20 protein-coding genes are annotated in these 26,121 nt (G+C 69.3%); 11 read left to right on the forward strand and 9 right to left on the reverse strand.

Annotated features, from left to right (window positions below; all coding sequences use genetic code 11):
- Positions 1 to 102 precede the first annotated feature (102 nt).
- Entirely contained in the window at positions 103 to 3,651 is a 3,549-nt protein-coding gene (locus GGQ96_RS06710) for a hydantoinase B/oxoprolinase family protein (protein WP_184112867.1), read from the reverse strand.
- Between the two features lie 111 nt (positions 3,652 to 3,762).
- On the opposite strand from GGQ96_RS06710, the gene GGQ96_RS06715 reads away from it, so the two are divergent.
- The 4 genes from GGQ96_RS06715 to GGQ96_RS06730 are packed head-to-tail and all read left to right on the forward strand — an operon-like array spanning position 3,763 to position 6,897.
- Positions 3,763 to 4,278 (forward strand): winged helix DNA-binding protein, encoded by a 516-nt coding sequence (locus tag GGQ96_RS06715; protein WP_184112869.1) that lies wholly within the window; start codon positions 3,763 to 3,765, stop codon positions 4,276 to 4,278.
- A gap of 8 nt (positions 4,279 to 4,286) precedes the next feature.
- Positions 4,287 to 4,952, forward strand: coding sequence for a DUF969 domain-containing protein (locus GGQ96_RS06720; RefSeq protein ID WP_184112871.1), 666 nt, complete (start codon positions 4,287 to 4,289; stop codon positions 4,950 to 4,952).
- Positions 4,949 to 5,914 carry a 5-oxoproline transporter, DUF979 family subunit gene (locus GGQ96_RS06725; RefSeq protein ID WP_184112873.1) on the forward strand — a complete coding sequence of 322 codons (966 nt, stop codon included), beginning with the start codon at positions 4,949 to 4,951 and terminating at the stop codon, positions 5,912 to 5,914. The genes GGQ96_RS06720 and GGQ96_RS06725 overlap by 4 nt, the downstream gene beginning before the upstream one ends.
- Positions 5,902 to 6,897, forward strand: coding sequence for a DUF2891 domain-containing protein (locus tag GGQ96_RS06730; protein ID WP_221239843.1), 996 nt, complete (start codon positions 5,902 to 5,904; stop codon positions 6,895 to 6,897). The genes GGQ96_RS06725 and GGQ96_RS06730 overlap by 13 nt, the downstream gene beginning before the upstream one ends.
- Here GGQ96_RS06730 and GGQ96_RS06735 read toward each other — a convergent pair.
- Together GGQ96_RS06735 and glf are read right to left on the reverse strand one after the other, a co-directional pair.
- Entirely contained in the window at positions 6,837 to 9,086 is a 2,250-nt protein-coding gene (locus GGQ96_RS06735; RefSeq protein WP_184112877.1) for a sugar nucleotide-binding protein, read from the reverse strand. The two genes, GGQ96_RS06730 and GGQ96_RS06735, sit on opposite strands and share 61 nt — an antisense overlap.
- A gap of 36 nt (positions 9,087 to 9,122) precedes the next feature.
- The gene (gene glf, locus GGQ96_RS06740; protein ID WP_184113219.1) at positions 9,123 to 11,279 is read right to left on the reverse strand and encodes a UDP-galactopyranose mutase; all 2,157 of its coding nucleotides are present in this window, start codon (positions 11,277 to 11,279) and stop codon (positions 9,123 to 9,125) included.
- 311 nt (positions 11,280 to 11,590) lie between these two features.
- On the opposite strand from glf, the gene GGQ96_RS06745 reads away from it, so the two are divergent.
- The 4 genes from GGQ96_RS06745 to GGQ96_RS06760 all read left to right on the forward strand — a co-directional run bounded on the left by GGQ96_RS06745 (position 11,591) and on the right by GGQ96_RS06760 (position 15,508).
- Positions 11,591 to 13,006 carry a glycoside hydrolase 5 family protein gene (locus GGQ96_RS06745; protein ID WP_221239844.1) on the forward strand — a complete coding sequence of 472 codons (1,416 nt, stop codon included), beginning with the start codon at positions 11,591 to 11,593 and terminating at the stop codon, positions 13,004 to 13,006.
- On the forward strand, positions 13,003 to 13,713 hold the full coding sequence (locus tag GGQ96_RS06750; protein WP_184112879.1) for a DUF2161 family putative PD-(D/E)XK-type phosphodiesterase: 711 nt from the start codon (positions 13,003 to 13,005) through the stop codon (positions 13,711 to 13,713). The genes GGQ96_RS06745 and GGQ96_RS06750 overlap by 4 nt, the downstream gene beginning before the upstream one ends.
- 60 nt (positions 13,714 to 13,773) lie before the next feature.
- Entirely contained in the window at positions 13,774 to 14,046 is a 273-nt protein-coding gene (locus tag GGQ96_RS06755) for a hypothetical protein (RefSeq protein ID WP_184112880.1), read from the forward strand.
- A gap of 427 nt (positions 14,047 to 14,473) precedes the next feature.
- Complete coding sequence (locus GGQ96_RS06760) at positions 14,474 to 15,508, forward strand: glycoside hydrolase family 5 protein (RefSeq protein ID WP_343058949.1); 1,035 nt, start codon at positions 14,474 to 14,476, stop codon at positions 15,506 to 15,508.
- Positions 15,509 to 15,602: 94 nt separating this feature from the next.
- On the opposite strand, the gene GGQ96_RS06765 is transcribed toward GGQ96_RS06760, so the two are convergent.
- A complete protein-coding gene (locus GGQ96_RS06765; protein WP_184112881.1) occupies positions 15,603 to 17,186 on the reverse strand; it encodes a Na+/H+ antiporter in 1,584 nt (527 codons plus the stop codon).
- 215 nt (positions 17,187 to 17,401) lie between these two features.
- Here GGQ96_RS06765 and GGQ96_RS06770 point away from each other — a divergent pair, with 215 nt between their 5' ends.
- Positions 17,402 to 18,418, forward strand: coding sequence for a glycoside hydrolase family 43 protein (locus GGQ96_RS06770; protein WP_184112882.1), 1,017 nt, complete (start codon positions 17,402 to 17,404; stop codon positions 18,416 to 18,418).
- A 344-nt stretch (positions 18,419 to 18,762) separates the two neighbouring features.
- On the opposite strand, the gene GGQ96_RS06775 is transcribed toward GGQ96_RS06770, so the two are convergent.
- From GGQ96_RS06775 to GGQ96_RS06795, 5 genes are all read right to left on the reverse strand, one after another.
- On the reverse strand, positions 18,763 to 19,032 hold the full coding sequence (locus GGQ96_RS06775) for a hypothetical protein (protein WP_184112883.1): 270 nt from the start codon (positions 19,030 to 19,032) through the stop codon (positions 18,763 to 18,765).
- A gap of 132 nt (positions 19,033 to 19,164) precedes the next feature.
- Positions 19,165 to 19,953: a DUF1206 domain-containing protein gene (locus GGQ96_RS06780; protein ID WP_184112884.1), complete on the reverse strand. Its 789-nt coding sequence runs from the start codon at positions 19,951 to 19,953 to the stop codon at positions 19,165 to 19,167.
- Positions 19,954 to 20,087: 134 nt separating this feature from the next.
- On the reverse strand, positions 20,088 to 22,598 hold the full coding sequence (locus tag GGQ96_RS06785) for a glycoside hydrolase family 9 protein (protein WP_343058950.1): 2,511 nt from the start codon (positions 22,596 to 22,598) through the stop codon (positions 20,088 to 20,090).
- A gap of 74 nt (positions 22,599 to 22,672) precedes the next feature.
- Positions 22,673 to 23,614 carry an alpha/beta hydrolase gene (locus tag GGQ96_RS06790; RefSeq protein WP_184113226.1) on the reverse strand — a complete coding sequence of 314 codons (942 nt, stop codon included), beginning with the start codon at positions 23,612 to 23,614 and terminating at the stop codon, positions 22,673 to 22,675.
- Between the two features lie 152 nt (positions 23,615 to 23,766).
- Positions 23,767 to 24,642, reverse strand: a complete 876-nt coding sequence (locus GGQ96_RS06795) for an SDR family oxidoreductase (RefSeq protein ID WP_184112885.1) — start codon at positions 24,640 to 24,642, stop codon at positions 23,767 to 23,769.
- Between the two features lie 179 nt (positions 24,643 to 24,821).
- On the opposite strand from GGQ96_RS06795, the gene GGQ96_RS06800 reads away from it, so the two are divergent.
- Together GGQ96_RS06800 and GGQ96_RS06805 are read left to right on the forward strand one after the other, a co-directional pair.
- Positions 24,822 to 25,733, forward strand: a complete 912-nt coding sequence (locus tag GGQ96_RS06800) for a Gfo/Idh/MocA family protein (RefSeq protein WP_184112887.1) — start codon at positions 24,822 to 24,824, stop codon at positions 25,731 to 25,733.
- Between the two features lie 93 nt (positions 25,734 to 25,826).
- Positions 25,827 to 26,084 (forward strand): hypothetical protein, encoded by a 258-nt coding sequence (locus GGQ96_RS06805; RefSeq protein WP_184112889.1) that lies wholly within the window; start codon positions 25,827 to 25,829, stop codon positions 26,082 to 26,084.
- Positions 26,085 to 26,121: the final 37 nt, after the last annotated feature.

A 26,121-nucleotide genomic window follows, 5' to 3' on the forward strand; every position in this document is an offset into this window, starting at 1 on the left:
GATCGCGAAGACGCGCAAAGCTGGAACAAGCTGGGGTCGCCGGCAAGAGGCTCCGTGCACCGGGCAGGGAGGCGACCGGCGGTTCCCCGATCGGGCAATGGGTTACGGCGAGCCATAGCCGCCACCGCCCGGCGTTTCGATCACGAATCGGTCGCCCGGCATCAGCTCGACCTGCGCCACGCCGGCCAGATCCTCGGTCCGGCCGTCCCGCCTCTCGATTCGCTGCGTGCCGACCGCCCCATCACCGCCGCCCGCCAGGCCGAATGGCGCGATGCTGCGGCGAGAGGCGACGATCGTCGCGGTCATCGGCTCCAGTGCGGTGATCGCGCGGACGACGCCGTCGCCGCCGGGATGCGCGCCGCGACCACCCGATTCGCGACGGATGGCGAACCGGTCCAGCCGCACCGGATAGCGATGCTCCAGGATCTCGGGATCGGTGATCCGCGTGTTCGTCATGTGGCTGTGCACCGCGGCGGTGCCGGCGAAATCGGGGCCCGCGCCAGTGCCGCCGCAGATCGTCTCGTAATATTGATACCGGTCGCTGCCGAACAGGAAATTGTTCATCGTGCCCTGGGCGGCGGCACAGGCGCCCAGCGCGCCGAGCAGCGCATTGCAGACCGCCTGGCTGACCTCCGTGTTGCCGGCGACCACGGCGCGGCCGGGCGGGGGCGCGAGGAAGGATCCCGCGGGGATCACGATGGTGAGCGGCGCTAGGCAGCCTTCGTTGAGCGGCAGGTCCTCCCCGATCAGGCACCGAAAGGCATAAAGGACGACCGCCCGGGTCACGGCGGGCGGGGCGTTGAAATTGCCGGCGCTCGCCGGGCCGGTGCCGGTAAAATCGATCGTCGCGCCGCGCGCCGCGCGGTCGATCGTCACGCGGACGTGGAGCGGCGTGCCGTCGTCCATGGCATAGTCGAACGCGCCGTCGGACAGGCGGGCCAGGACGCGGCGGATGCTGTCCTCCGCATGGGCCATGACATGGCCCATATACGCCCGGACGACCGGCCAGCCGCTGGCGGAGACCAGGGCGGACAGTTCGGCGATGCCGGTCGCGTTGGCGGCCAGTTGCGCCTTGATGTCGGCGACGTTGGTGTCGGGGCTTCGCGCCGGGTAACGCGCCTCGGCCAGCAGGCGGCGGAACTCGGCCTCGCGCAGGCGGCCGCCATCGACCAGGAGGAAATCGTCGATCACCACGCCTTCCTCCTCCAGCGTGCGCGAGCCGGGCGGGGTCGATCCCGGGGTCAGGCCGCCGATATCGGCGTGGTGGCCCCGATTGGCGACGAAGAAGCGGATTTCCCGGCCCGCATCGTCGAACACGGGCGTGATCACGGTGACGTCGGGCAGGTGGGTGCCGCCATTGAATGGATTGTTCAGCGCGACGACGTCGCCCGGCTTCAGCGTCGCAGCCCGGCTGGCGATGACCGTGCGCACGCTTTCGCCCATCGCGCCCAGATGGACGGGAACATGCGGCGCATTGGCGACCAGCCGTCCCTGCGCGTCGAACAGCGCGCAGGAAAAGTCGAGCCGCTCCTTCATGTTCACGCTGCTTGCGGTGTTGCGCAGCACCACGCCCATCCGTTCCGCGATGCCCATGAAGCGGGTGTTGAATAGTTCGAGCCGGACCGGATCGACGCTCGCCGGATCACGCGCGGCCTGGGTGGTGGCGCGGTCGTGGCGGAGGACGAGTTCGCCGCCGTTGCCGACCGTCATCGTCCAGCCCGGCTCCACCATCGTCGTCGCGATCGCCTCGCGGATCAGGGCGGGGCCGATGACGCGATCGCCGGGCCGCAACGCGGCGCGATCATGGATGGGCGTGCGATGCTCCGCGCCCCCGGTCCAGACCGCGACATGGTCGAGAGGCGCGGGCAGATCGCCGCCGCGCGGGGAGAAGGGCGGCGGCGCGATCCGCTCGCCGTCCAGGATCGCTTCGACCAGCACGCTTTCGATCACGATCGGGCGGTCCGGACTGACGAAGCCGAAGCGGGCGCGATGCGCGGTCTCGAAGGCAACGCGCATCGCGCCAGCCTCTGCCCAATCAACCGCGAGCGCGGTGTCGGTGCCGGCATAGCGCAGATGCACGGTCGCGACCCGCCGGGCGTCGGGTGCGATGTCCGTCGCCGCCTCCTCGCCGAGCGCAGCGACGAGCGCGTCCAGCGCCGTACCCAGGGGCCGCTCCACCGATCGCTGGCGGATCGCCACCCGGTCGGCGAGACCCATCCCATAGGCCGACAGGACCCCGGCGAAGCGATGGATCAGGACGGCGCGCATCCCCAGCACCTCGGCGACGCGGCACGCATGCTGTCCGCCCGCCCCACCGAAACATTGCAGCGCGAAGCCGATGACGTCCTCGCCCCGTTCAAGCGCGACCCGCTTGATCGCGGCGGCCATGTGCGCGACCGCGACCTCCAGAAAGCCCTCGGCGACCACGCGCGGATCGTTCATGCCGATTTGCGCAGCCAGCGCGGCGAAGCCGCGGCGCGTTGCCTCGACGTCCAGGGGCTGGTCGCCGCCCTGCCCGAACACCGCCGGGAAATGGTCCGGCCGCACCTTGCCGACCAGGACATTGGCGTCGGTCACGGTCAGCGGGCCGCCGCGACGATAGCAGGCCGGGCCGGGCTGCGCGCCGGCGCTGTCCGGACCGACCCGGAACCGCGACCCGTCATAGCGCAGGATCGACCCGCCGCCCGCCGCCACCGTCTCGATCGCCATCATCGGCACGCGCATCTCGACCCCGGCGATCTCCGCGTCGAGCACGCGCTCGAACTGCCCGGCATAAAGGGCGACGTCGGTGGACGTGCCGCCCATGTCGAAGCCGATCACCCGGTGGAAGCCGGCGGCCGCGGCCGTCCGCGCCGCCGCGACGACGCCGCCGGCCGGACCGGACAGGATCGCGTCCTTGCCCTGGAACGCGCGTGCATCGGCCAGGCCGCCGCTCGATTGCATGAAGTGCAGCGGAATCGGCCCCAGCGCGGCGGCGACGCGGTCGACATATCGGCGCAGCACCGGCGACAGATAGGCGTCGACCACCGTCGTCCGCCCGCGCGAGACCAGTCCGATCAGCGGGCTGACCCTGTGGCTGGCGGAGACCTGGGGGAAGCCCGCCCGGCGGGCGAGGGCCGCGACATGCGCCTCGGTCGCGCCATGCGCCCAGCCATGCGTCAGCGCGATCGCGACCGCCTCATATCCCTCGGCGCGTTTGGCGGCGAGCAGGGCGGCGGTCTCGGCATCGTCGAGCGGCAGCACGATCCCGCCATCGCGGTCGATGCGGCCGCCGATCTCGACGACATCGTCATGCAGCGGGGTCGGCCTGCGGATGGCCAGGTCGAACAGCCTGGGCCGCGTCTGGTCGCCGATCGCCAGCAGGTCGGCGAAGCCCCGGTCGACCACCAGCAGCGTCCGCGCACCCTTGCGTTCCAGCAGCGCGTTGGTGGCGACGGTCGTGCCCATCTTCACCGAGTCGATGCGGTCGGCCGGCAGGTCCGCGTCCGGGGCAAGGCCCAGGATCAGGCGGATGCTGGCGATCGCGGCGTCCGCATAGCGTTCGGGATTCTCGCTCAGCAGCTTGGCGGTGTGCAACGATCCGTCAGGGGCGCGGGCGACGGTGTCGGTGAAGGTGCCACCGCGATCGATCCAGAACGCCCAGCCCGTCATCGCCAATCCCCTCACGGACGAATCATCGATAAATCATCGACGATTTCCCATCGTGGATTGACAGAGTGGCGGCCGAGCGCAACCCTTCTGCTCCGAAAGGGGACGGGCGGCATGGCGGACGAGAAGCAGGCAATCGTGTCCTCGGCGCATCTCGCCGATGGATCGACGCCGGCCCTGTCGGAACTGGAGTTCAGCCTGACCCTGGCGGCCACCGCCTATCACCGCTGGATCGCGCGCTGCGCCGCGGCGGCGGCGGACGGGCCGGCGCTCGCGCCGCTGGAGGTGCTGATCCTCCACACCGTCCGCCACCGCGACCGGGCGAAACGGATCGCCGATATCGGCCTGGTCCTCGACATCGAGGATACGCACCTGGTGACCTACGCCATCCGCAAGCTGGAACGCGCCGGACTGGTCGCCACGCATCGCGCGGGCAAGGACAAGCTGGTCGCCGCCACGGATGCCGGCCGCGCCTTCTGCGCCCGTTACCGGGAAGTCCGCGAACGGGTGTTGGCGACCGCGATCGTCGCCGATGGTCCGGACGGCGCGCGCCTGTCCGATGTGGCCGACCTGCTGCGCCGCCTGTCAGGCCAGTACAACCAGGCGGCTCGCGCCGCCGCGACCCTGTAGGGGGCATCATGCTCGTCCTGTCGGGAATCGCGATCATCATCGTCGGCTTCGCGCTTGGCTTGAACCCGCTGCTCGTCGTCACGGTCGCCGCGCTCGCCAGCGCCGCCGCCGCCGGCCACGGGCCGGTCGAGGTGGTGGCGATGATCGGCCGGGCATTCGTCGATGCCCGCTATCTGGCGATCCCCTATTTGGCGTTGCCGACCATCGGGCTGCTGGAGCGCGCCGGCCTGCGGGTGAAGGCGCGCGCCATCGTCGGGGGCCTCCGCCGGGCGACGACGGGCCGGGTGCTGCTCGGCTATCTGGCGCTGCGGCAGGTCACCGCCGCGCTGGGCCTGATCTCGCTTGGCGGCCATGTCCAGATGGTGCGCCCGATCGTCGCCCCCATGGCCGAAGCGGCGGAGGAACGGGACGAACGGGGCGCGCTGGATCCCGAGACCCGCGACCAGATCCGGGCGCATGCCGCGGCGGTGGACAATATCGGCGTGTTCTTCGGCGAGGACGTGTTCATCGCGATCGGTTCGATCCTGCTGATCCGTGCGATCCTGGCGCAGGAGGGGGTGTCGGTCACACCGCTTGATGTCGCGCTCTGGGCCATCCCGACCGCGATCGCCGCCTTCCTCATCCATGGTGGGCGGCTGCTGCTGCTCGATCGCCGCTTGAAGCGCCGCGCGTGATCGGACTCGATGCGCTTGGCATCGCGGCGGCGGTCCTGCCAGGAGCGGTCGCCGCCCATCATGCCTTGGACCGGACGGCGGCGACGCGGTGGCGCAATACCGGTTTCTGGGGCGTGTTCGCGCTCCTCCTGGCGGCCGGGCCGTGGTTGCCCGACCTGGTGAACGGCGGCCTGGTCCTGGTCATGGTCGCGCTGGCGACACGGGGTCTGCGGGCGGCCCCGGTCGCCAGCAGCGACGCGGCGGCCCAGGCCGTCCAAGCCTCGCGCCTCGGCGCCTGGCTGTTCGTGCCGGCGCTGGCGATCCCGGCAGTGACGCTGGTGGGCACGCTGTCCGTCGCCAATGGCCGGATCGCCGGCCTGGCGCTGATCGATCCGAAGCAGGTGACGCTGGTCGCGCTGACGCTCGGCGCGATTGTCGCGCTCGGCCTGGCCCTGCGGCTCACTCGGCCGCCCCGCGGGGCGCCGGTGGCGGAGGCGCGGCGCCTGGTGGATTCGATCGGCTGGGCGATGGTGCTGCCGCAGATGCTGGCCGCGCTGGGCGGAGTCTTCGCACTGTCCGGCGTCGGCAAGGTCGTGGCCGATGGCGTCGTCAACATGGTCGCGCTCGACACGCCGCTGGTCGCGACCATCGCCTATTGCGTCGGCATGGCGGTGTTCACGATGATCATGGGCAATGCCTTCGCCGCCTTCCCGATCATGACCGGGGGCATCGGCCTGCCGATCGTCATCCGCCACTTCGGTGGCGACCCGGCGATCGTCGCCGCGCTCGGCATGGTGTCGGGCTTCTGCGGCACGCTGATGACGCCGATGGCGGCCAACTACAATATCGTGCCGGCCGCCATATTGGAGCTGCGTGACCGTTTCGGCGTGATCCGCGTCCAATGGCCGACCGCGATCCTGCTGCTGATCTTCAACATCGCGGTGCTCGCCTCGTGCGCCTTTCCCGGAGGATGGGGCCGATGACTCCCGTTCAAGCCGGCCGCTTCGCGCGCATCGCGCTCGGCCATGTGACCCGCCCATATCCGCACAAAGCCGATCACGTGATGACGGGCGACGCCGACGTCTACCGGCCTCAGCGAGTGCATCCGATCTTCTTTGGCAGCTTCGACTGGCATAGCTGCGTCCATGGCTATTGGCTGCTCGCGCGGGTGCGGCGACTGTTCCCGGTCGTGGCCGAGGCGGCGGCGATCGATACGCTGTTCGCCGATGCCTTCACCGCCGAGAAGGTCGAGGCCGAGCGCGCCTATCTCGACCGGCCGATGTCGCGCGGGTTCGAGCGGCCCTATGGCTGGGCTTGGCTGCTGATGCTTCAGGGCGAGCTGATGGTGGGCGACAGCCCGCACGCTGCGACGCTGCGCCCCCTTGCCGATGCCTTCGCCGACCGCTGGCGTGCGCATCTGCCGCTGATGACCTATCCGGTCCGCGCCGGCACCCATGCCAACACGGCCTTCGCGCTGGTCCTCGCCGATCGCTATGCGCGGGTGGTGGGCGACGAGCCGCTGCGCGACCGGATGGCGGAGCACGCGAGGCGTTGGTTCGGCGGCGATCGTGGGGCGCAGGCTTGGGAACCGAGTGGCGAGGATTTCCTGTCGCCGGTGCTGATGGAGGCGATGGCGATGGAGCGCCTGCTGCCCGCCGTAGACTTCGCCGCGTGGTTCGACGCCTTTCTGCCGGCGCTCGCCGGCGGCATGCCCGCCACGCTGCTGACGCCGGCGCAGGTCAGCGATCGCAGCGACGGGCGGATCGCGCATCTAGATGGCCTGAACCTCAGCCGTGCCTGGGCGATGCGGTCCCTCGCCGCCGCCACCGACGGCCCGGCCCGCCGAGTGCTCGAGACCGCCGCCGCCGATCATCTGGCCGCCGCCATCGAGGCGGTCGCGGGGGACTATATGGGCGAACACTGGCTCGCCAGCTTCGGGCTGCTGGCGCTGACCGGCACAGACTGATCGTTCCGCGGCGCATGGCGGGGCCGCACCGATGCCGCGGGGGTCGCCGCGGCGCGGTCGACCGCGCGCTCACGCGCGAAGCGGGAGATCGCGTCGTCGAGGGTGGCGGCCAGGGGGCCGCGCTCGCTGGCGAGGGGCGCATATCGTGGCCGCGGCGCGGGGCCGTGCACGTCCACGCCCGCGACCGGCCGGATCAGGGCGGGATCGTGACCGCACGCCAGGGCGATGCGTCGCCCGAACTCCGCCCAGCTCACCGCCTCGCCGCCGGACAAATGCCAGATGCCCTCCACGCCGTCGATCAACAGGTCCAGAGCCGCATCCACCAGGGCCGGTACATAGGTGGGGGTCACGACATGATCGCTGGCTGCCGGAAACGGGCGTCCCGTGTCCAGCGCCGACACGAGCCGCCCGGCGAAGGCGTCCGAATCGTGGGGCGAGAAGAGGGCAGCCGTCCGTACCACCAGCGACCCGGGCAGCCGCGCGCAGCCCGCCTCCATCATCGCCTTGCTCCGGCCATAGGCGCCCAGCGGCCGGGGTGGGTCGCTCTCGACTAGCGAACGTCCGATGTCGCCCGCGAACACGAGATCGCTCGACAGGTTGAGGCACGCAATGCCATCGCTCGCGCAGGCTCGCGCCAGGGCGGTCGCGGCGACGGCGTTGATCCGCTGGCAGGCCGCTTCGTCCGCTTCCGCATCGTCGACCCCGACCCAGCCCGCGGCGTTGATCACCGCCCAGGGGGTCAGTTCACGCAGGACGGTGGCGATCCTGTCGCTGTCCGTGACGTCCAAGCGATCCCGTCCGGCCGCGACATGGGCGAGGCCGCGCGCCGCGCAGGCGCGGGCAAAGGCGCGGCCGAGCGCTCCATGGCCGCCGCAGATCAGGAGCGGCCGGCCACCGGGGTCCGACGCGGCCATGGCCGGACGGGCTTCGCCATAGGTCAGCCGATCGGGACGTTGCCACCAGCCGGGCTGGTCCACCACCGGGTGGCGTGGTCGCCCGGCCGCCAAATCGCGCCAGAGCGTCGCCAATGCCGTCGCCCGCGGCGTCGCTGCCGTGACGTCGAACAGGCCGGGTTCGTAGACGCCGTCGGCGGTCAGCAGCGTGTTCCATCCCCGACTCCCCAGCAACGCCCAGGGGGTGACCGCGCGGATGTCCGCGCCTTCGGCCGCCACGGCATGGGCGGTGTCCCAGGCCTGGGCGGCCCAACGCAACTGCTCCTCCCGGGTGCAGCCGTTATGGACCTCGGTCAGCGCGATCGGCGTGCGGTAGCGGTGCCAGGTCGCGCGCAGCGCCTCGGCCAGGCCGCCGGGCAGCGGGTCGAGCACGCGCACCGCTTCGGTGTCGACATAGCGGTCCTGCCCGTTGCCGCCGCGCAGATGCTCGGGATAGCGATCCACGCGGTGGTCGAGGAAGCGGTCGCTGGTCAGATAGTGGTTCACCCCGATCACATCGGGCGGGCAGGGATCGTCCGCGATCGCGCGAAGCCGATCCGCAAGGCCCAGCGGCGTCAGCAGCGCGAACAGGGGATGGTCCAGGCCGACCCGCCCGGCCAGGAGGTCCCATCCTGCCCAGCGACGGAGATTGTCGTGTTCGGCCTGGTGGCGGAGGGGCGACGTGGCGCAGGTCAGGCCGAGATCGTCGGTCTGGATCAGCCGCGCCGCCGGATTGACGCGCCGGATCGCCGCCATCGACAGCCGAGTCGCATCGACTTGGTTGAGCAGCGCCACCCAGAAGGCGCGGGCATCTGTCGCATGGGGATACCAATGGCCGTACAGCGCCGAGAAGCGGGCGGTGGTCACCGGCTCGTTGACCGGCGTCCAGTCCGCGACCCACGGATAGCGCTCCGCGACCGCGCCGGCGTGCCGCGCCAGGCCGCGCGCGAAGCCCGGATCGAGCAGATGGGTATGCGACGGACCGCTGCCATGGTGGACCAGCCCGACGATCGGCCGGATGCCCAGCGCGCCCAACCGCTTCAGCCGGGCATCCGGCCAGCTCCAGTCCGGCTCGCCGTCGGGGGCGGTTCGTTCCCACAGGACCGGATAGCGGATCGCCGTCAGCCCCAGGGCGGCAAAACGATCGAGATCGTCCAGCCTGTCGTGGTGCCCGCTGAGCCGGACCTGGTCCCGATAGCGGTCCGCGACCCGGTTGACCGTGCACTCGACCCCGCCCCACAAGGCGATGCCGGTCATCGTCGCGGACCTTCAAGCGGCTGAGGGCCCGGCACCTTATTCGGCCGCTGCGGCCAGTGTCTCCTCGGCCGTTCGCAGCTTCAGCTTGCGATAGGTGGCGAGCGCCTGCCCGACGACCTGGTCCATGTTATAGTAGCGATAGGTGGCCAGGCGTCCGACGAACACGACCTTGGGTTCGGCAAGCGCCAGCGCCTCGTAGCGTTTGAACAGCGCCTGGTTCTCGGGCCGGGGGATGGGGTAATAGGGGTCGCCCTCCGCCGACGGATATTCGAAGGTGACGCTGGTCACGGGGGCGTGCTGACCGGTCAGATGCTTGTATTCGGTGACCCGCGTGTGCGGAACCGCCTCGTCCGGGTAATTCACCACAGCGACCGGCTGGTGCCATTCGGTCGACAGCGTCTCGTGCGCGAAGCGGAGCGAACGATAGGGTAGCCTGCCGTAGCAGTGGCCGAAATATTCATCGATCGGTCCGGTGAACACCAGCAGGTCATAGTCGATCGCGTCCCGAACGGCGGCGAAGTCGGTGCCCAGCCGGAGCTCGATGTTCGGATGGTCGAGCATCGCCGCGAACATCGCGGTGAAGCCTTGCGCCGGCATCGCCTGGTGCGTGTCGGTGAAGTAGCGATCGTCGGTATCGGTGCGGGTTGGAACGCGCGCCGTCACCGCCTTGTCCAGTTCGGACGGGTCCAGGCCCCATTGCTTGCGGGTATAGCCCTGAAAGAACAAGCGGTAGAGCTCGCGTCCGACGGCCGAGACGACGACATCCTCCGATGTCCGCACGTCGGCGACCGGCTCCGCCCGCTCCGCCAGGAAGGCGGCGGCCTCCGCGTCCGTCTCCAGCCCGGCGTCGAACAGCACATTCAGCGTGGTCCGGTTGATCGGAACCGGCACCAGCCGGTCCCGCACCGCCGCCAACACGCGGTGCTCATAGGGACGCCAGTCGGTGAAGCGCGACAGATAGTCGACAATCTCGGCCGAGTTGGTGTGGAAGATGTGCGGGCCGTAGCGGTGGATGAGGATGCCGGCCGCATCCTTCTCGTCGAATGCGTTGCCAGCGATATGGGGGCGGCGGTCGATCACCAGCACGCGCTTGCCGCCGTCCGCGGCCAGGCGTTCGGCCATCACGCTGCCGGCGAAGCCGGCCCCCACCACCAGCACGTCGTAATGCGGCCGGGCCGGGGCCGGCGCGATCGCGGCGATCGCCTCGAGCATCGCCGCCGCGGTCCGGTCCCAGGACGTGGCCGCCAGCGCCGCATCGGCTTCGTCCCGCCAGGCCGGATCGGCGCTGCGGGCGAGGGCGAGCGCCGCATCGCAGGCCTCGACGAAGCGGTCGCGCGGGGCGATGGCGACGCCCGCCATCGCGCCGTAATGGCGGACCACATCGGTGATCGGCGTGGAGACCACCGGGCGACCGGCGGCAAGATATTCGGGCGTCTTGGTCGGGCTGATGAAGCGGGTCGACTCGTTGATCGCGAACGGCATCAGCGCGACGTCCCATCCGGCCAGGACCTGCGGCAGCTCGGCATAGGAGCGCGCGCCCGGATAGAAGAGGTTGTCGCGCTGCGGCAGGTCGGCGGGGTCAATCTTGACGACCGGACCGACGATCTCGATGGTCCAATCGGGCCGAGCGTCGGCAAGGTCCGCCAGCAGCGCCAGGTCCATCCGCTCGTCGATGACGCCGTAGAAGCCGAGGCGCGGCGGCCGGCCCTGGCGTCGCGACGCGGCGCGGGCCTGCGCGAAATGCGCGACATCGACACTGGAGGGGAAGGGGCGCACATTGGCGTGCCGGCTCCGCTTCTCCTCGTACAGGCTGTAGCCACCGGTGAAGACCAGGTCCGCGGCATTGAGCAGCTCGGCCTCCAGCGCCAGCAATTCCGGCGGCGCGAAGCGGAAGGCGGACAGTTCGTCCATGCAGTCATAGACAGTGCACCCGGCGGCGACCTGCCGTGAGAAGGGCAGCATCATCGGCGTATAATACCAGCGGATCGCCACCGTCGGCTGATCGGCGAGAAAGGCGTCCAGCAATGCGGCCAGCGCCACCCGGGTCGCCTCGGCGTCGAGACCCACCGGCAACTGCGGCACGACGATGCGGATGGAGCCCTCGTCCCGGATCCCCAACTCGGGCCGGCTCACCTTGCCGAATTCCGGCTCTTCCCAGAACACGACCGGCATCCGCGTGGCGAAGCGGGTCATCAGATGCTGTGGCCGCTGGAAGACAAAATTCCAGCGTAGATGCGAAAAGCAGAGAAGCAGCCCCGGCTGCGGCATGGAGGAGGCAGGATCGCGCGGCGCCGTGGCGTTCATCAATATATCCCTGACAGGCCCCCGCCTTGTCACCGGGCTAATGGCTGCCGGCCGGCCGCGCGCTAAACTGCGTCAGGCTAGGCTATCGATCTGATAGAGCTAGGTTTATCCGGAAAGTTAACCGTTTCACGATAGCGTCGCCGCCGGCGGAGCGGTAACCGGCACGCGTGGCTGCCTCATCAACTTCGCGTGCTTCGGCGATGGCTCGCATCGGCGTGGTGCCGGACACCCCCTATTTCATGACGGAGGACGGGCTGCCCTGGACGCCGATCGGGCACAATGACGCGATCACCTGGCCGGATCTCGCGCCGTTGTTCCGGCGGCGCGACATGGCGGCCGTGGAGCGGCACCTGCGCCACCTGCGCGCGCACGGCGTCACCTGCATCCGGCTGATGCTGGAATATTGTCACGGCGAGCACCGCTATTTCGAGCGGCCGGCCGGCCACTTCGCGCCTAACATGGTGCGGCTGTGGGATGACCTGTTCGCCCTGCTCGAGCGCGTCGGCCTGCGCGTGCTGCTGACGCCCTACGACACGTTCTTCATGTGGCTGCGCTGGGCACGGCATCCCTATGCGACGGCGAACGGGGGTGTCTGCGCCGGTCGCGACACGTGGCTGACCTGTCCCGACACGCGACGTGCGATCAAGAACCGTTTGGCTTTCGCCAGCGACCGCTGGGGCGGAAGCCCGGCGCTGTTCGCCTGGGATCTGTGGAACGAGATCCATCCCGCCCATGGTGGCGACGACCCGGCCATGGTCGCGCCCTTCATCGACGACCTGTCGGCATGGTTGCGCACGCGCGAGCGACAGCGGCGGGGCCATGCCAATCTCCAGACCGTATCGATCTTCGGCCCCGAGCTGATCCGGCATCCGACGCTGGTCGACCCGATCTTCCGGCATCCGACGCTCGATTTCGCCAATACCCATCTCTACGAACACGGCACGATCGACGATCCGCGCGACACCGTGGCGCCGGCGCTCGCCGCGGCGCGCCTCATGCGGGCGGCCGTCGACGCGGCCGGTCCGTCGCGGCCGGTGTTCGATTCGGAGCATGGCCCGATCCACAGCTTCAAGGACCGCAAGAAGACGCTGCCGGATGCGTTCGACGACGAGTATTTCCGGCACATCCAATGGGCGCATCTGGCCAGCGGCGGGGCAGGGGGCGGCATGCGCTGGCCGAACCGGCATCCCCATGTGCTGACCCGGGGCATGCGGGAAGCGCAACGGGCGCTGGCGGATTTCCTGCCGCGGATCGACTGGAGCCGTTTCCGGCGACGTAACCTTGCCGGTGCCCTGCGCTGCGACGATCCGGGCGTGGCGGTCGTCGGCTGCGGCGATGACGCGCAGGCGCTAGCCTGGCTGGTGCGGACCGATACGATCACGCCGGACGGGACGCTCGGTCCGGGCGACGCCGCGAAGGACAGCAGCCTGACGATCGCCGGCCTGGCGGACGGCCGCTACACCATCGTCACCTATGACACGGCGAGGGGCGCGATCCTGTCGCGTGGCCGGGCGACCAGCGCGGGCGGTACGCTCGTCGCCGCGATCGGCCCGGTGCGCCGCGACCTCGCGGTCGCCATAGCGGGGACGCCGGCCGGACAGGCGGAGGAGGCATGACCGGCGCGGGAACGGCCGCGCCGCCGGCCGAGCGCCGGCGCGAGACCGCGCTTTATCCGCCGGTCAAAGCCTTTCTGGAGGCCCAGGGCTTCAGGGTGAAGGGCGAGATCTGCGGCTGCGACGTGGTTGCGGTGCAGGACGGTGAACCGCCCATCCTCGTCATCGCCGAACTGAAACTGTCCTTCACGCTGGAACTTGTCCTGCAGGCCGTCGACCGCCTGCGCGGCGCCGACAGCCTCTATCTGGCGATCGTCGCTTCTCGGCGCGGGCGGGATAGGGATTTGCGAGTCACGCGATTGTGCCGGCTGCTGGGTGTCGGGCTGCTGGCGGTGGACCTGACGCGCGGCCACGTCGCGGTTCTGTGCGAGCCGTCGGCCTATCGGCCGCGGCCGAACCTGCCGCTGCGCCGACGATTGCTGCGCGAACATGACCGCCGTCGCGGCGATCCCAGCGCCGGCGGTTCGTCCCGCCAGCCGATCATGACCGCCTACCGCCAGCGTGCCCTGGCCTGTGTGTGCGCCATCGGCCACGCCACGGCCCGGCCGCGCGATCTGCGCGATCTCGCCGAGGACGCGGGCGCGATCCTGCTCCGCAACGTCTATGGCTGGTTTGAGCGCGAGCGGCCGGGCCACTACCGCCTGTCGGATCGCGGCCGCGAAATTTTCGCCGCCGCAGCGGTTCCGCCAGGATCGAGCGACGCCGGATAGACGCTGCCCCCCTGTGCCGTGGGGGCTGGGCCGCGGAAGCGGACGGCGGTATGGGCGGGCATGGACTTCGACCATCTTCTGATCGGCTTTTTCGGCACCACCGAACTCGGCGACCTCGCGCCCGACCAACTCGCCTCCGGCATTGATCGGTTGCAGGTGCAGATCGGGCTGGAGCGGGACGACGGGCGGCGCTTCGGCCTGTGGTGCCTGGCCTATATGCTGGGCGTCGCGCCCGAGGTCACGGTCGCGTTCACGGACGAGGAGGATCGCGAGGCCGCGCGCGACTTCATGGAGACGGTCGACCGCGAGATGGATGCGGAGGACGAAGCCTGACCGACGGGGGCCGTCGTCTTGCGGTGATTCTGTAGTGGCGGTGAGCGGGGCTGGGCCGCGCACTCCGATCGCCCGGATGGGCCGAGGCGGTCACATCGTTTGACGCGACCACATGGCCAGGCATGCAGTCACGGCGGCGGAAAGCATGGCGGACGCGAGAATGGCTTGGCTGAGATTGGCGAGCATCACCGAAATCCTCGAACGGGGTGGAATCGCGAACGGTCGAACAGGTCGATAGGATGCATGGCGGCGACCGCGAGCCGAACCGGGGAAAGGTCATGGCCGCCATGCTGGCGGCCATGACGGTCGCGCGCCGGGGTCGCCCGACCCGACCATCATATCACGATCGACCATGGATGGTTGCGTCGGCCACCGATCCGTCCAATGATGAGGCGGGAGGATGTATCTGATGTGGCTAGGAAAAATCGTGGTTGGCCTATCGCTGTCGGTGGCCGCGCCGGCGATGGCGCAGCATCACGCCACGCCTGGCGCGGCCGCCGCATCCGCTGATCGCGGGCAGACCGGACCGGCCTGGGCGACTGCCCGCCGGCTGCGCCGCGGCGTCAATATCATCGGCTACGACCCGGTGTGGCGCGACCCGGCCAAGGCGCGCTTCCAGCCGCGCCACTTCCGCACCCTTCGCCAGGGTGGTTTCGACTTCGTGCGCGTCGTATTGCAGGCCTTCGCGCATATGGACGAGCGAAACCGGCTCGATCCCGAATGGTTGAAGACGCTGGACCGTGTGGTCCGGCAAGCGACGGATGCCGGGCTGGGCGTCATCCTCGACGAACATGATTTCAATCGCTGTTCGGAAGCCCCGGACGCCTGCGAGCCGAAGCTGATCGCATTCTGGCAGCAGATCGGCGCGCGCTACCGCGATGCGCCGGACACGGTGCTGTTCGAACTGCTCAACGAGCCGCATGCGCCGCTCGACGGGCCGCGCTGGAACGCGATGCTGGCGCGCCTCATCCCCGTCGTGCGCGCGACCAATCCGGGGCGCACGCTGGTGATCGGCCCGACCCGCTGGAACAATCTGGAGGAGCTGCCCGGGCTGGCCCTGCCGAAGGACGATCGCAACATCCTGGTCACCTTCCATTCCTATGAGCCGTTCCGCTTCACGCACCAAGGCGCGCCATGGGCGGCGGACATGGCGGGGGTGAAGGACGTGCCATTCACCGCGGCGGACGAAGCGCGGATCAAGGCCGATTACGACGCCGTGGCGGCCTGGTCGAAGGCGAACGACCGACCGGTGCTCATGGGCGAGTTCGGCGCCTATGAGAAGAGCGGCACGCCGATCGCGGCGCGCGCCCGCTATACCGCGACGGTTCGGCGCGAGGCGGAGGCGCATGGATTTCCCTGGGCCTATTGGCAGTTCGACAGCGACTTCATCCTCTACGACATCGACCGGGACCGCTGGGTCGAGCCGATCCGGCAGGCGCTGATCCCGCCCGCCCGGCCCTGAAGCGCGCCGACGGTTGCCATCGGCGCGGTCGCGCCGGGCGGTCATGATCGAGCGGGTGGCGCCTCCGCCTGCGTGGGCGCTTCGGCCGCTTCGATCACCCTTTGGCGGCGATGGCCCCCAGTTCTTCGAGGTCGAGATCATGTTCGAGGTCGTGGAGGGTCTCGTCATCGATCGCGCCGGCGCGATGCAGCCGGACCAGTTCCGCGCGGCCGGCTTCGACCGCGGCGATGATGACGTCGAAGTGGCGGGCGATCGCGGCGGTGCGTTCCTCGGCAGTGCCGTCGAACGTTTCGCCCGCGGTCGCGCGGGCCCGGTAGCGGCGCAGAAGCTGGGGGTGGATCACCTCCCCGTCCGCGTCATGCGCCTCGCGCTCGACCGCCGCCAGCTGGGCGCGGAACATGGCGTGCTCCGCGGCCTGGAGATCGAGCGGTGGCACAGCGGCCCCGTCCTCCGACGGCCGCGCCCGCCGGATCATCCAGCCGAGCGACGTGCCTTGGACGAGGACGGTGACGAGGATGACGGCGAAGGCGGTGACCAGCATCAGGTCGCGCGCGGGCATCGCCTCCGGCAAGGACAGGGCGACCGCCAGCGTCACCACGCCGCGCATCCCCGCCCAGCTCATGACGAGCGCGGCGCGCGTGCCCAGCGGCCGCGCCGATGTCCAGCCGGTGCGGTGGAGCAGCATCACGATCGCATCGGCCCCGAAAATCCAGACGAACCGTGCGGCGATGACCGCCGCGACGATCAGCAGCGCGGGGGCCGCCATGGTGTCCAGGATGCGCGCGGGGTCGCCGACCCGGTCGAGCAAGCCGCGCAGCGAAAGCCCGATGAGCGTGAACACCGCGGCTTCCAGCAGGAAGACCAGCACCTGCCAGAAAGCGAGCGCCCGGATCCGCACGCTCGCGCTGAATACGACATGCTGGTACCAGCCGGCGGTCAGCCCGGCGGTGACGACGGCGATCACGCCGGACACGTTAAGCCGTTCGCCGGCGATATAGGCGCTCCAGCACATGAGCATCGTCGCGGCGATCATCAGCGTGTCGTCACCCAGCCGGCGCAGCAGCATCACCCACAGGCCGCCGATCGCAGCCCCGACGGCGACGCCGCCGAGCACCAGCAGGACGAAGGTGCCGGTGGCCGCGCCGAGGCTGAACGTGCCGGTCAGCACCGCCGCGACCGCGAAGCGGAACAGCACCAGCCCGGCGGCATCGTTGAGCAGGCTCTCGCCCTCCAGCAGCGTCGAAAGGCGGCGCGGCAACCGGACTCGTTGCAGCACCGCGCGCGCCGACACCGCATCGGGCGGCGACAGGATCGCGCCCAGCGCGACGCAGGCGGCCCAGGGCAGGGCCGGCAGCAGCAGCTTGGTCACGAGCGCGACGACGGCGGTGGTGAAGAACACCGCGCCGACCGCAAGCGACAGGATCCCGGCCATGTGGCGGCGGAACGGCGCGATGGCGGTGAACCACGCGCCGTCCATGAGCAGCGGAGGCAGGAACAGGACGAGGACCAGTTCCGGGTCGATCGCGATGCCCGGCAGCCCCGGCACGAAGGCGACAGCGCCACCACCGACGATCAGCGCCGCGGCGGGCGGAAGCGACAGGCGTCGCGCGAGATAATGGAGACCGACGATCACGAGGAACATCGCGATGATCAGCTCGAACCCGGCCGCTGCATGCATGCCGTCACTCTCCCCCCGCACTGGACGCCCTCGGGGAAAGCCGAAAAGAACAACGGAATCAATATGAACGTGCTGGGCCGGGGCAGTATGCCGCACGTGAGGGCGCAGCGCGGCACGGCGGGCAGGGCCGTCGGCGATGGCGGACGTGCCCGAGACGGTTGACCTGCTGATTTGTCAGGCTAATTCAAGAGGGTATCAGAATAGGAGGGGTGATCATGCACTGGCTGCGTGTCTGCGCGTTCGCATTCGGCTCGACCTTGGCGGTCGCCACGTCGGCCGCCACAGGCCAGGTTCGCATCGCGCCCGGTTCCAATCCGATCATCCGCGACACGTTCCTGGCCGATCCTGCCCCGCTCGTCGTCGGCGACACCTTGTACCTCTATGTCGATCATGACGAGGCCAAGGACGGCGAGATGTTCAACATGCGGGAATGGCTGGTCTACTCGACCACCGACATGAAGACCTGGAAGGCGCATCCGCCGATCCTGCGCATCGCCGATCTGAAATGGGCGAAGAAGGACGCATGGGCGCCGCAGGCCATCCAGAAGAACGGCAAATTCTACCTCTACGTTCCAGCCGAGCACGACGATACGCATCCCGGCAAGGCGATCGGCGTCGCGGTGTCGGACAGTCCGACCGGCCCGTTCCGCGACGCGCGCGGATCGGCGCTGATCACCAACGAGATGACACCCAAGGGCACGCATAGCTGGGAGGATATCGATCCGACCGTCTTCACTGACCGCGATGGGACGTCGTGGATCGCCTGGGGTAACCGGCAATGCTACATCGCCAGGCTCAAGCCCAACATGATCGAGCTGGACGGCCCGATCACCGAGATCACGCCGCCTCATTATGTCGAGGGGCCGTGGCTGCATCGACGCGGAACGCTCTATTACCTCACTTATGCGTCGATGGATCCGACCGGCAAGGATCATGACGAGCACATCGCCTATGCCACCGCGCCGAGCATCACGGGGCCCTGGACGTATCGCGGCGAGTTGACCGGGGCGGCCGCGAACAGCTTCACGATCCACCCCGGCATCGCCGAATTCAAAGGCAATTGGTACTTGTTCCTGCACAATGCGGCGTTGACGATCGGCGACCAGAAGGGCGCGTTGGGTCGGCGCGCGATCACGGTCGAGTATCTCCGCTACAATCCCGACGGGACCATGAAGCCAGTGGTGCAGACCCAGGAGGGCGTCTCGGTGCCGCCGGCCGACGCCGGCCGTTAAGGCACTCTTCCCCGTCGGGGTCATGCGGATCATGACCTGAGGTCGGTCTGGGCTCCGAGCTTCTGCTTGCGCGGGTGCACGGACCCGGGCGCGCCATGAATCGTAGGGCTGCCGAGATCCGGCGGCTTCGGATACGCATGATCGCGCCGCGTCGCCGGCGACCGCCACCAGGTCGGCCGTCTGTGAGCTGCGCCGCGCCTGGCGATCTGGCAGGCCGGGGGGCGGGGGGCGGGGGCGGAACAACGCATCCGCGCTGAATTGAAAAAGGGCATCCGAGTATTCCCGGATGCCCCCGTCCAAACCGCCTGGGAGCAGTCTGCCTGTTGTGTTAGTCGGCTTGGCTTTTAGATGCCATTGGAAAGGTTGGTGTCCGCGTCGTTCGTCCGCATGTCGTCGGCTTGGTTCTGGCCGGTCGCGCGCACGGCATCGGCCGCATTCTCAAGGCTGGCTTCCGCTGCGGCGTTGCTCGTGTTGTCGGCCGCTTCCTCGAGATTGTCGGCGACGGCCTCCGTATTCGCCTCGATGTTGTCGGCAGCCTGTTCGCGCGGGGTGGAATTGCAAGCGGCCAGCGAGAGCAGGCCCGTGACGACGGTAGCGGCAAGAATCTTCTTCATGATCAACCCTTTTCTTAGTGGGATATGGATACACCGGAGACGGTGGGATGCAATGCCCATCTGGTCCTTGGACGACCGCCGGTTACGGCGCGGTTGCGGTTCAGTCCTGACCCCCACCGCCTTTCGGTTCGTTCAGCGCCAACTGGTGGCACGTCGGATGGCGCCATCGACCGGCACGTCATGAAGTTGCCGGTAGCGGGCCTCTACGAAGCTGAAGAGGCCGAATGCCAGTAGCCCCACGCCGACGATGACGTCGAACGGGCTGGTCAGCCATGAAAGCACGCGCGCCATGCCGCCGGCGTCGCTGGCCTGCTCCTCGATGCCGGCCCGTGCGAGGAGGTAGCCGCTGATCAGGAACACGCAACCGCGAGCCGCATAGCCGGCGCGCCCGCTCCACCGCACCCAGGCCCGTTGTGCGATCTCGGGCGCGAGGTAGCGGAGGAATGAACCTTTCGCCGCCTTGGCGAGCTGTACCGCGCCCAACACGAGCAGCACCGCCGCGCCGACCAGGACCAGCGCCCATCCACCCGGCACCTGCATCGCCGTCCGTGCGCCTTCCCGTGTGCCGTCGCCCGACAGCGCCGCGCCGCGCATCAGCTGCACGGCCTGCCAGGCGAGCAGCAGATGGATGGCGCCGCTGACGCCCGCGCCCACGCGCTCCATGATGCCCTTGCGGTCAGCGCCGTGGCGCTCGATGTCCAGGGCCGCATCGGCCAGGCGCCAGATGCCATAGCCCGTCAGTCCCGCAGCGATCACTGCGAGCAGCACCTGACCGCCACCCCGGCCCAGATATTCGATCGCGCCGCTCGGATCCTCCGCGCGGCCGGTGCGAAGGATGAGCATCGCAATGACCAGGTACAGCAGGCCGCGCGTGGCAAAGCCGATCCGGGTCAAGGTCGTGAGGCGCGCACTGGCGTTCATACAGTCTCCCTTGTGTCGGCAAACCAAGGACTAGGCGATCTCGTTCCGCCGCTGGAACGGCCGCGCGGGCGGGCTGCCGGACGGGCGACCGAATGCGGGGAGCGGCATGAACGGCGGGGGAAACAGCGGCGGGGTCACCGCGTCTCCGCCGCGCTGGCCTCGGCCGCCCGGGCGGCGAGGATATAGGCGGAGGTGGTGCTGACGGTATATTCGTTCTCGAACCACAGGAAAGGCCAGTCGGTCTTCGCTTCGGGCAGGTCGGGCTTCACGATCAGCACGCCGGGCACCAGGCCCCCCGGGATGAAGCTGTAGTCGGCCCGGTTATGGCCATAGCCGATCAGCTTCGACGCGGTGCCGACCGTCGACACCAGCGACAGGTTGTTCGCCGGATGGCGGCCCAGCACATAGTCGATGGCGTTGAGCGTATAGTCGTTGCCAACGATTTCCGGAAAAGCGCCGTGCAGCAGGTGCATGGTCGCGCCAAAGCTGACGACTTGGTTCGAACCCGCCCAGCTTCCCTCGGTGATCGGCACGCCGAACGGGTTGCTGGACAGATCGCGGTCGGTCCGCGTCTTGAACGCGCGCACGGCGTCGGCGATGGCGGCGCGGTAGCGGGCGTCCATGAGCGGAAGGGCGCGCACCGCCGGGCCGGCGGTGAAGGCGAAGGTCCGGGCGATCACCGGCTGCAGGCGACGCAGCGTGTCGGCATAGATGCGGTCCCTGGTGGTGAGCAGCAGCTCGACCGTGGCGGCGACGTTCGCGGCCTCGGCGGAGCGGGGCGACGCGCTGTCGTCGCGCCCGTCCCCTGATTGGATCTTGCCGCTCTGCTGCCGGGCCCACAGCGCCTTGGCGGCGGCCAGCGCCTCGTCCGCCATGGCCGGGTCGCTCGCCCGCAGCGCACGCGAGGCCGCCGCGAGCGCACCGGCGACGGCCAGGTTGTTTGCCGGCAGGTCGGTGGTGAAGGCCCAGCGGTCGTCGGGCGTTCCGGATGCGTCGCCGCGTCCATCGCCGGGCTTCAGCGTCGCATCGAACCGGCGGCCATCGGTCTGCGACCCCGCGTCGCCCAGATGGGCATATTGGCGAAGCGCCGGGTCGATGATGCCGACGATGGCATGGCCGAACACCTTGTACTGGGCGAGCAGCTGCAGCGTGCCGTGGCGGATCTGCTGCACCGCGTCCTCGATGCCGTCGGGCTTGCGGATCTCGACCGCCCGCAAGGTCTCGTCGACGCTCGTCTCGTCCCAGTCCAGGCCGTAGAGTTCGCGCGCCCAGACCAGATCCCGCACGACTTGCGCATTCTCGGGCGTCTGGATGTCGTAATCGCCGGCATCCTGGAACCCGCCGACCGCGAGGCCGGGGATATGCTCGCCGGGCTTGAACGGCGAGTCCAGGTTCGGTCCCATGCGATAGCCGTCGAAATGGACATGGTTCGGCGGCGCCTGGCGCGCATCGTCGAGATGCGAGGGCGCGGACCAGACGCGATATTGCTCGCGAATGCCCATATGGTCCATCTGCTCGGCGATGAACGTGTCGAGCGAGGTCTGCCAGATCCGGGCATAGGCATCGGCCGCGATGCGGAATGGGTTGGTGGTGCGCCCGGCATAGCGGATCGCATAGACGCCTGGCTCGCGCACCGACGAGAAGTCGAAGGCGGCATAGTCGTAGCGTGTATAGCGTCCGCGCGGACGGGTCGCGGCGTGCAGGACGACCTGTTCGCCATCGCTGCCCAGGCGGACGAGTTCCGCCTCGCGCGGGGCCGGGAAGTTCGGGTCGAGTTCGATCAGCGCGACCTTCGCCCGCCCCGGCGTATAGCCCGCCTGGTTGAACGAGACGACCGGCTGGCGGACCCAATCCTTCACCAGGTTGGGGCGCACGTGCCAGACGATGGCATCGTCCTTCGCGCCGGCCGCGATCTCCGACCGGACGACGAACCAGCCATTCTGGGCGCGGGCGCGAGCGTCGTAGAGCGACAGCGGGCCCGTGTCGGACGTGATGGAGACGCGGGTCAGCGGGTCCTCGGGCGCTAGGGTCAGGCTGTGCCCGCCCGATGCTAGCGGCAGCGGATCGCCCGATCCGTCCTTGGCCATCGGCCCGGTTGGATGGCGCGGGAACAGGCCGCCGGCGGCATCCATCAGGAAGGTCTTGCCGAAATAGCTGCTGGGCAGGAAATCGAGGTTGAAGCCGGCCTTGCCGGCCATCGCGGCGGGCAGGGGACGGTCCAGATCGACCGCGATGCGGAAGGCCCCGTCGCCCTCCGGCGTGACCCGCACGCGGTAGCCCAGGTCCTGCGCCTTGTAGGCGGATCGCACGATCACCGTGTTGGTCGCCCGGTCGACGCTGCGCCCCAGAAAGGCGGGCACCGGCGCCCATTGCTCGGGCGTCTTGTCCAGCCGCACCGCGCCGTCGGTCGCGATCCGTTCGCCATGGAGGACGATCTGGATGCCGGCATTCTTCTCGTCGAAGAAGATCGGGCTGAACTGGTTCTGGTCGATGATGACGCTGAGGCCTCGCCCTTCGAGGGTTTCCGCCGGGGACACGCTGAGCGCCTGGGCGTCCGCCCGTGACGCGGTCGCGAGGCCCGGCAGGCCGATGGTGAGCGCGCAAAGGGCGACACTGGCCGACAAAGCGGGCAAAGCCTTGAGCACGAGACGTCTCCTGAAAACGGGAAGGAAAGGAGCGGTGGAGAAGGGGCAGGGGCGCGCGATCCGGCGTCGCGGCGCTACTCCGCGCGCATCCAGCCGTGCATCGTCATCCAGCGGGCGAAGGCATCGAACCAGCCGGTCGATGTCGTCGCCTTCGGATACATGCCGAAGCCGTGGCCACCCTGTTCGTAGAGGTGGAATTCCACCGGCCGGCCGGCCGTGCGCCAGCTGTCGATCAAGGCGAAGTTCGCCTTGCCGAATAGTGGATCGTCCGCCGCGATCGCGGCGAACAGCGGCGGCGCGTCCGCCGGCACCGTCACCGCCCCCAACGGGCCATAGACATTGCCGAGAAAGGCGGGGCGCGCATCGGTGCCGGCCAGGGCGGTCGTCATCGTCAGCATCGCACCGGCGGAAAAGCCGACCATGCCGATCCGGCGCGGGTCGACATGCCACTGCTCGGCGCGGGCGCGGATCAGGGCGAAGGCGGCGCGCGCGTCGGCGACTTGCGGCGCCAGGCTGGCGGCGGCCCGGTCCGCCGGCGGCCGATCGCCCGGACCGCGCACGACCATCGCCTTCATCGACTGATCGAACGCCGCCATGTCTTGCGGCGTCTGATTGAGGCGGTATTTGAGCACGAAGGCCGCGACGCCGCGCGCGGCCAGGGCCTTGGCGACGTCCCAGCCCTCATTCTGCATCGACAGGGTGCGGAATCCACCGCCGGGTGCGACGATGACGGCGGTGCCGTTCGCCTTGGCCGGATCGGGCAGGAATGGGGTGAGCGTTGCGACCACGACGTTGCGCGCGAAGACGCTGCCATATTGGCTATGCCAGGCTTCCGGCGCAGTCGCGCCGGGCAGGCGGCCCGTATCGAGCGTGATGGCTCGCGGTTGCGCGGGCGTCGGAATCGGGACCATCTGGTCGCTGACAGGACCGCGCGTCGTCGCGATCATGGTCTGCGCCTGCGCCGGCGACACGGCGGACGCGGCACAGGCCATCACTGTAGCAGCAACGCCAGCCATCCGATGGCGCGACAATGGGTGTCCTGTCCCCCGTATGGACGTGCGAATCATCCCGCTCTCCCGAATTTATCGTTCTTTCGGAGGATGTTATCGATAGCGCTACCATCGGGTCAAGCCAGGTTTCGTCTCCCTGTGCGGGGCCTTCGCGGCATTCAGGAGATCGGTACGCCGCCCGTGACGGCGACGACGTTGCCGGACATGTAGCTGCCCTCCGGCGAGGCGAGCAGCACATAGGCGGGGGCCAGTTCGGCCGGCTGTCCGGCCCGCCCGACCGGCGTGTCATGACCAAGCGTCTCCAGTTCCTCCGGGGACTTGGCGATAGGCTGGATGGGTGTCCAGATCGGGCCCGGCGCAACCGCGTTCACGCGGATTCCGTCTGGCGCCAGCAGGTTGGACAGGCCCACCGTCAGGCTCGATATCGCTCCCTTGGTCGCCGCGTAGACGATCATCGACTTCCCCGCGACCTTGGCCTGCTCGCTGGTGGTGTTGATGATCGCCGATCCCGGCTTCATGTGCGGCGCCGCCGCCTTGGCCAGGCGGATCATGGCAAAGACGTTCGCGGCGAAGGCGCCCTGCATCTCGTCGTCGTCGATGCTGTCCAGTCCTTCGTTCATGGTCTGGGCGGCGGCATTGTTGACGAGGACGTCCAGGCCGCCCAGTTCGGTCACGGTGCGCTTGACCAGATGCGCGCAGTGATCCCGGTCGCGAATGTCGCCCGGCAGCAGCAGGCATTGCCGGCCCGCTTTCTCGACCCAGGCGCGGGTCTCCTCGGCATCGACCTGCTCGTCGACCAGATAGGAGATCGCGACATCCGCACCCTCCCTTGCATAGGCGATGGCCACGGCCCGCCCGATGCCGGAATCCCCACCGGTGATCAGCGCGACCTTGTCCGCGAGCAGACCCTTGCCGACATAGCTGGCTTCGCCATGGTCGGGTTTGGTCCGCATCGACCGCGTCAGGCCGGGACGCGGCTGCTGCGGCTCGTCGGGAAAGCGGGTGGGGCGGCTGGCGTGGGGATCATCGGTCATGTCGGTTCCTGCTCATGGCGTGGTCGGGGAACGGCCCACGCGGCGTAACGTGCCGGAGCAACGCGATTTCACGCGCCTAGATCGGGGGCGCGGCGTGTCGAGCGGTTGTGGAAAGCGCCACGGCGACGCTAACGCTGGCCGGCAGAACCGGCGATCGCGCCGGACCGGGGACCAACATCATGCGCGTGCTCCTGACCGGGTTGGGCGACATCGCCCGCAAGGCCTATCTTCCGGTGCTGTCCAGGCGTGCCGATCTCGACCTTCATCTCGCGACGCGGGACGAGACGGCGCTTGAGGCGCTCGGCCGGTCGTACCGCATCGCGCATCGTCATGCCGACATCATGACGGCGCTGTCCGCCACGTCATACGACGCGGCCTTCGTCCACGCGTCCACCCGGGCGCACGCCGACCTGGTCAGAATCCTGGTCGAAGCGGGTGTGCCGACCTTCGTCGACAAGCCGCTCGCCGATCGTCTCGACGCGGTCGAAGCGCTGGTCGCCTTGGCCGAGGTGCGTGGCGTGCCGCTCGTGGTCGGGTTCAACCGGCGCTTCGCACCCGATTATCGCGCCCTGCGCGGCAGCGCCGCGAGCCTCATTGTCATGGAGAAACACCGCTACCGCCAGCCCGACGAGCCGCGGCGGGTCGTCTTCGATGACTTCATCCATGTCGTCGATACGTTGCTCTTCCTGGCTCCCGGACCGGTCCGCCGACGCGCCATCGAGACCTATGTCGTGGACGGCAGGCTGCACACTGTCACCCTGACCTTGGCAGGCGACGGATTCACCGCGATCGGCATGATGGCGCGCGACAGCGGGCTTGACGAGGAACGTCTCGACCTTCTTGGCGGCGGGGTGCGTCGTACCGTGCTGAACCTTTCGGAACGCGTCGAGGCGAGCGGGACGCAAAGCCTGCACCGGCGGGGCGACTGGACCCCGGTCGGGCGGCAACGCGGCTTCGAGGCGATGTGCGACGATTTCCTGCTGGCGGCGCGGGAGCGTAGGCCAGTCGATTCCGCCGCGATCCTGGCGACCCATGAACTGTGCGAAGCCATCGTCGTCCACGCCGGGAAGGCCATCCCCCGACGCGCCTGATCGTCGGGCCGCGGCCGGGCGACGGGGACGGCCGAAAGGCCTTGTCACGGCGGTGGGGAGCCCCGACCTGCTGGCTAAATGGATAGGCAGGCTATGATGGACGAATATGCGCGAGGACGGCGGGACGGCCTAAGGCTCGCCTTATCGATCCTGGAGGCCGAAGAGGCCAAATGGGAGGCCCTGCTCGGCGAGAGCCGGTCCTGGCGCACCAACGCGACGCGCCTGATCCGCCACAAGGCGTTTCAGGTAGCCCGCAAGCGCGTGCAGACCGCGCTCAACCGGTTGCTGCCGAAGGCGGAGACCGAATTGCCGGGCGAATTGGCGTCGATGATCGATCGCGCGGGCTTGTGAGGCGGCGCCGCGACATCCGCCCACGGCGCTTCGTCGA

The sequence above is a fragment of the Sphingomonas abaci genome (assembly GCF_014199625.1).
GTDB classification, from domain to species: domain Bacteria; phylum Pseudomonadota; class Alphaproteobacteria; order Sphingomonadales; family Sphingomonadaceae; genus Sphingomonas; species Sphingomonas abaci.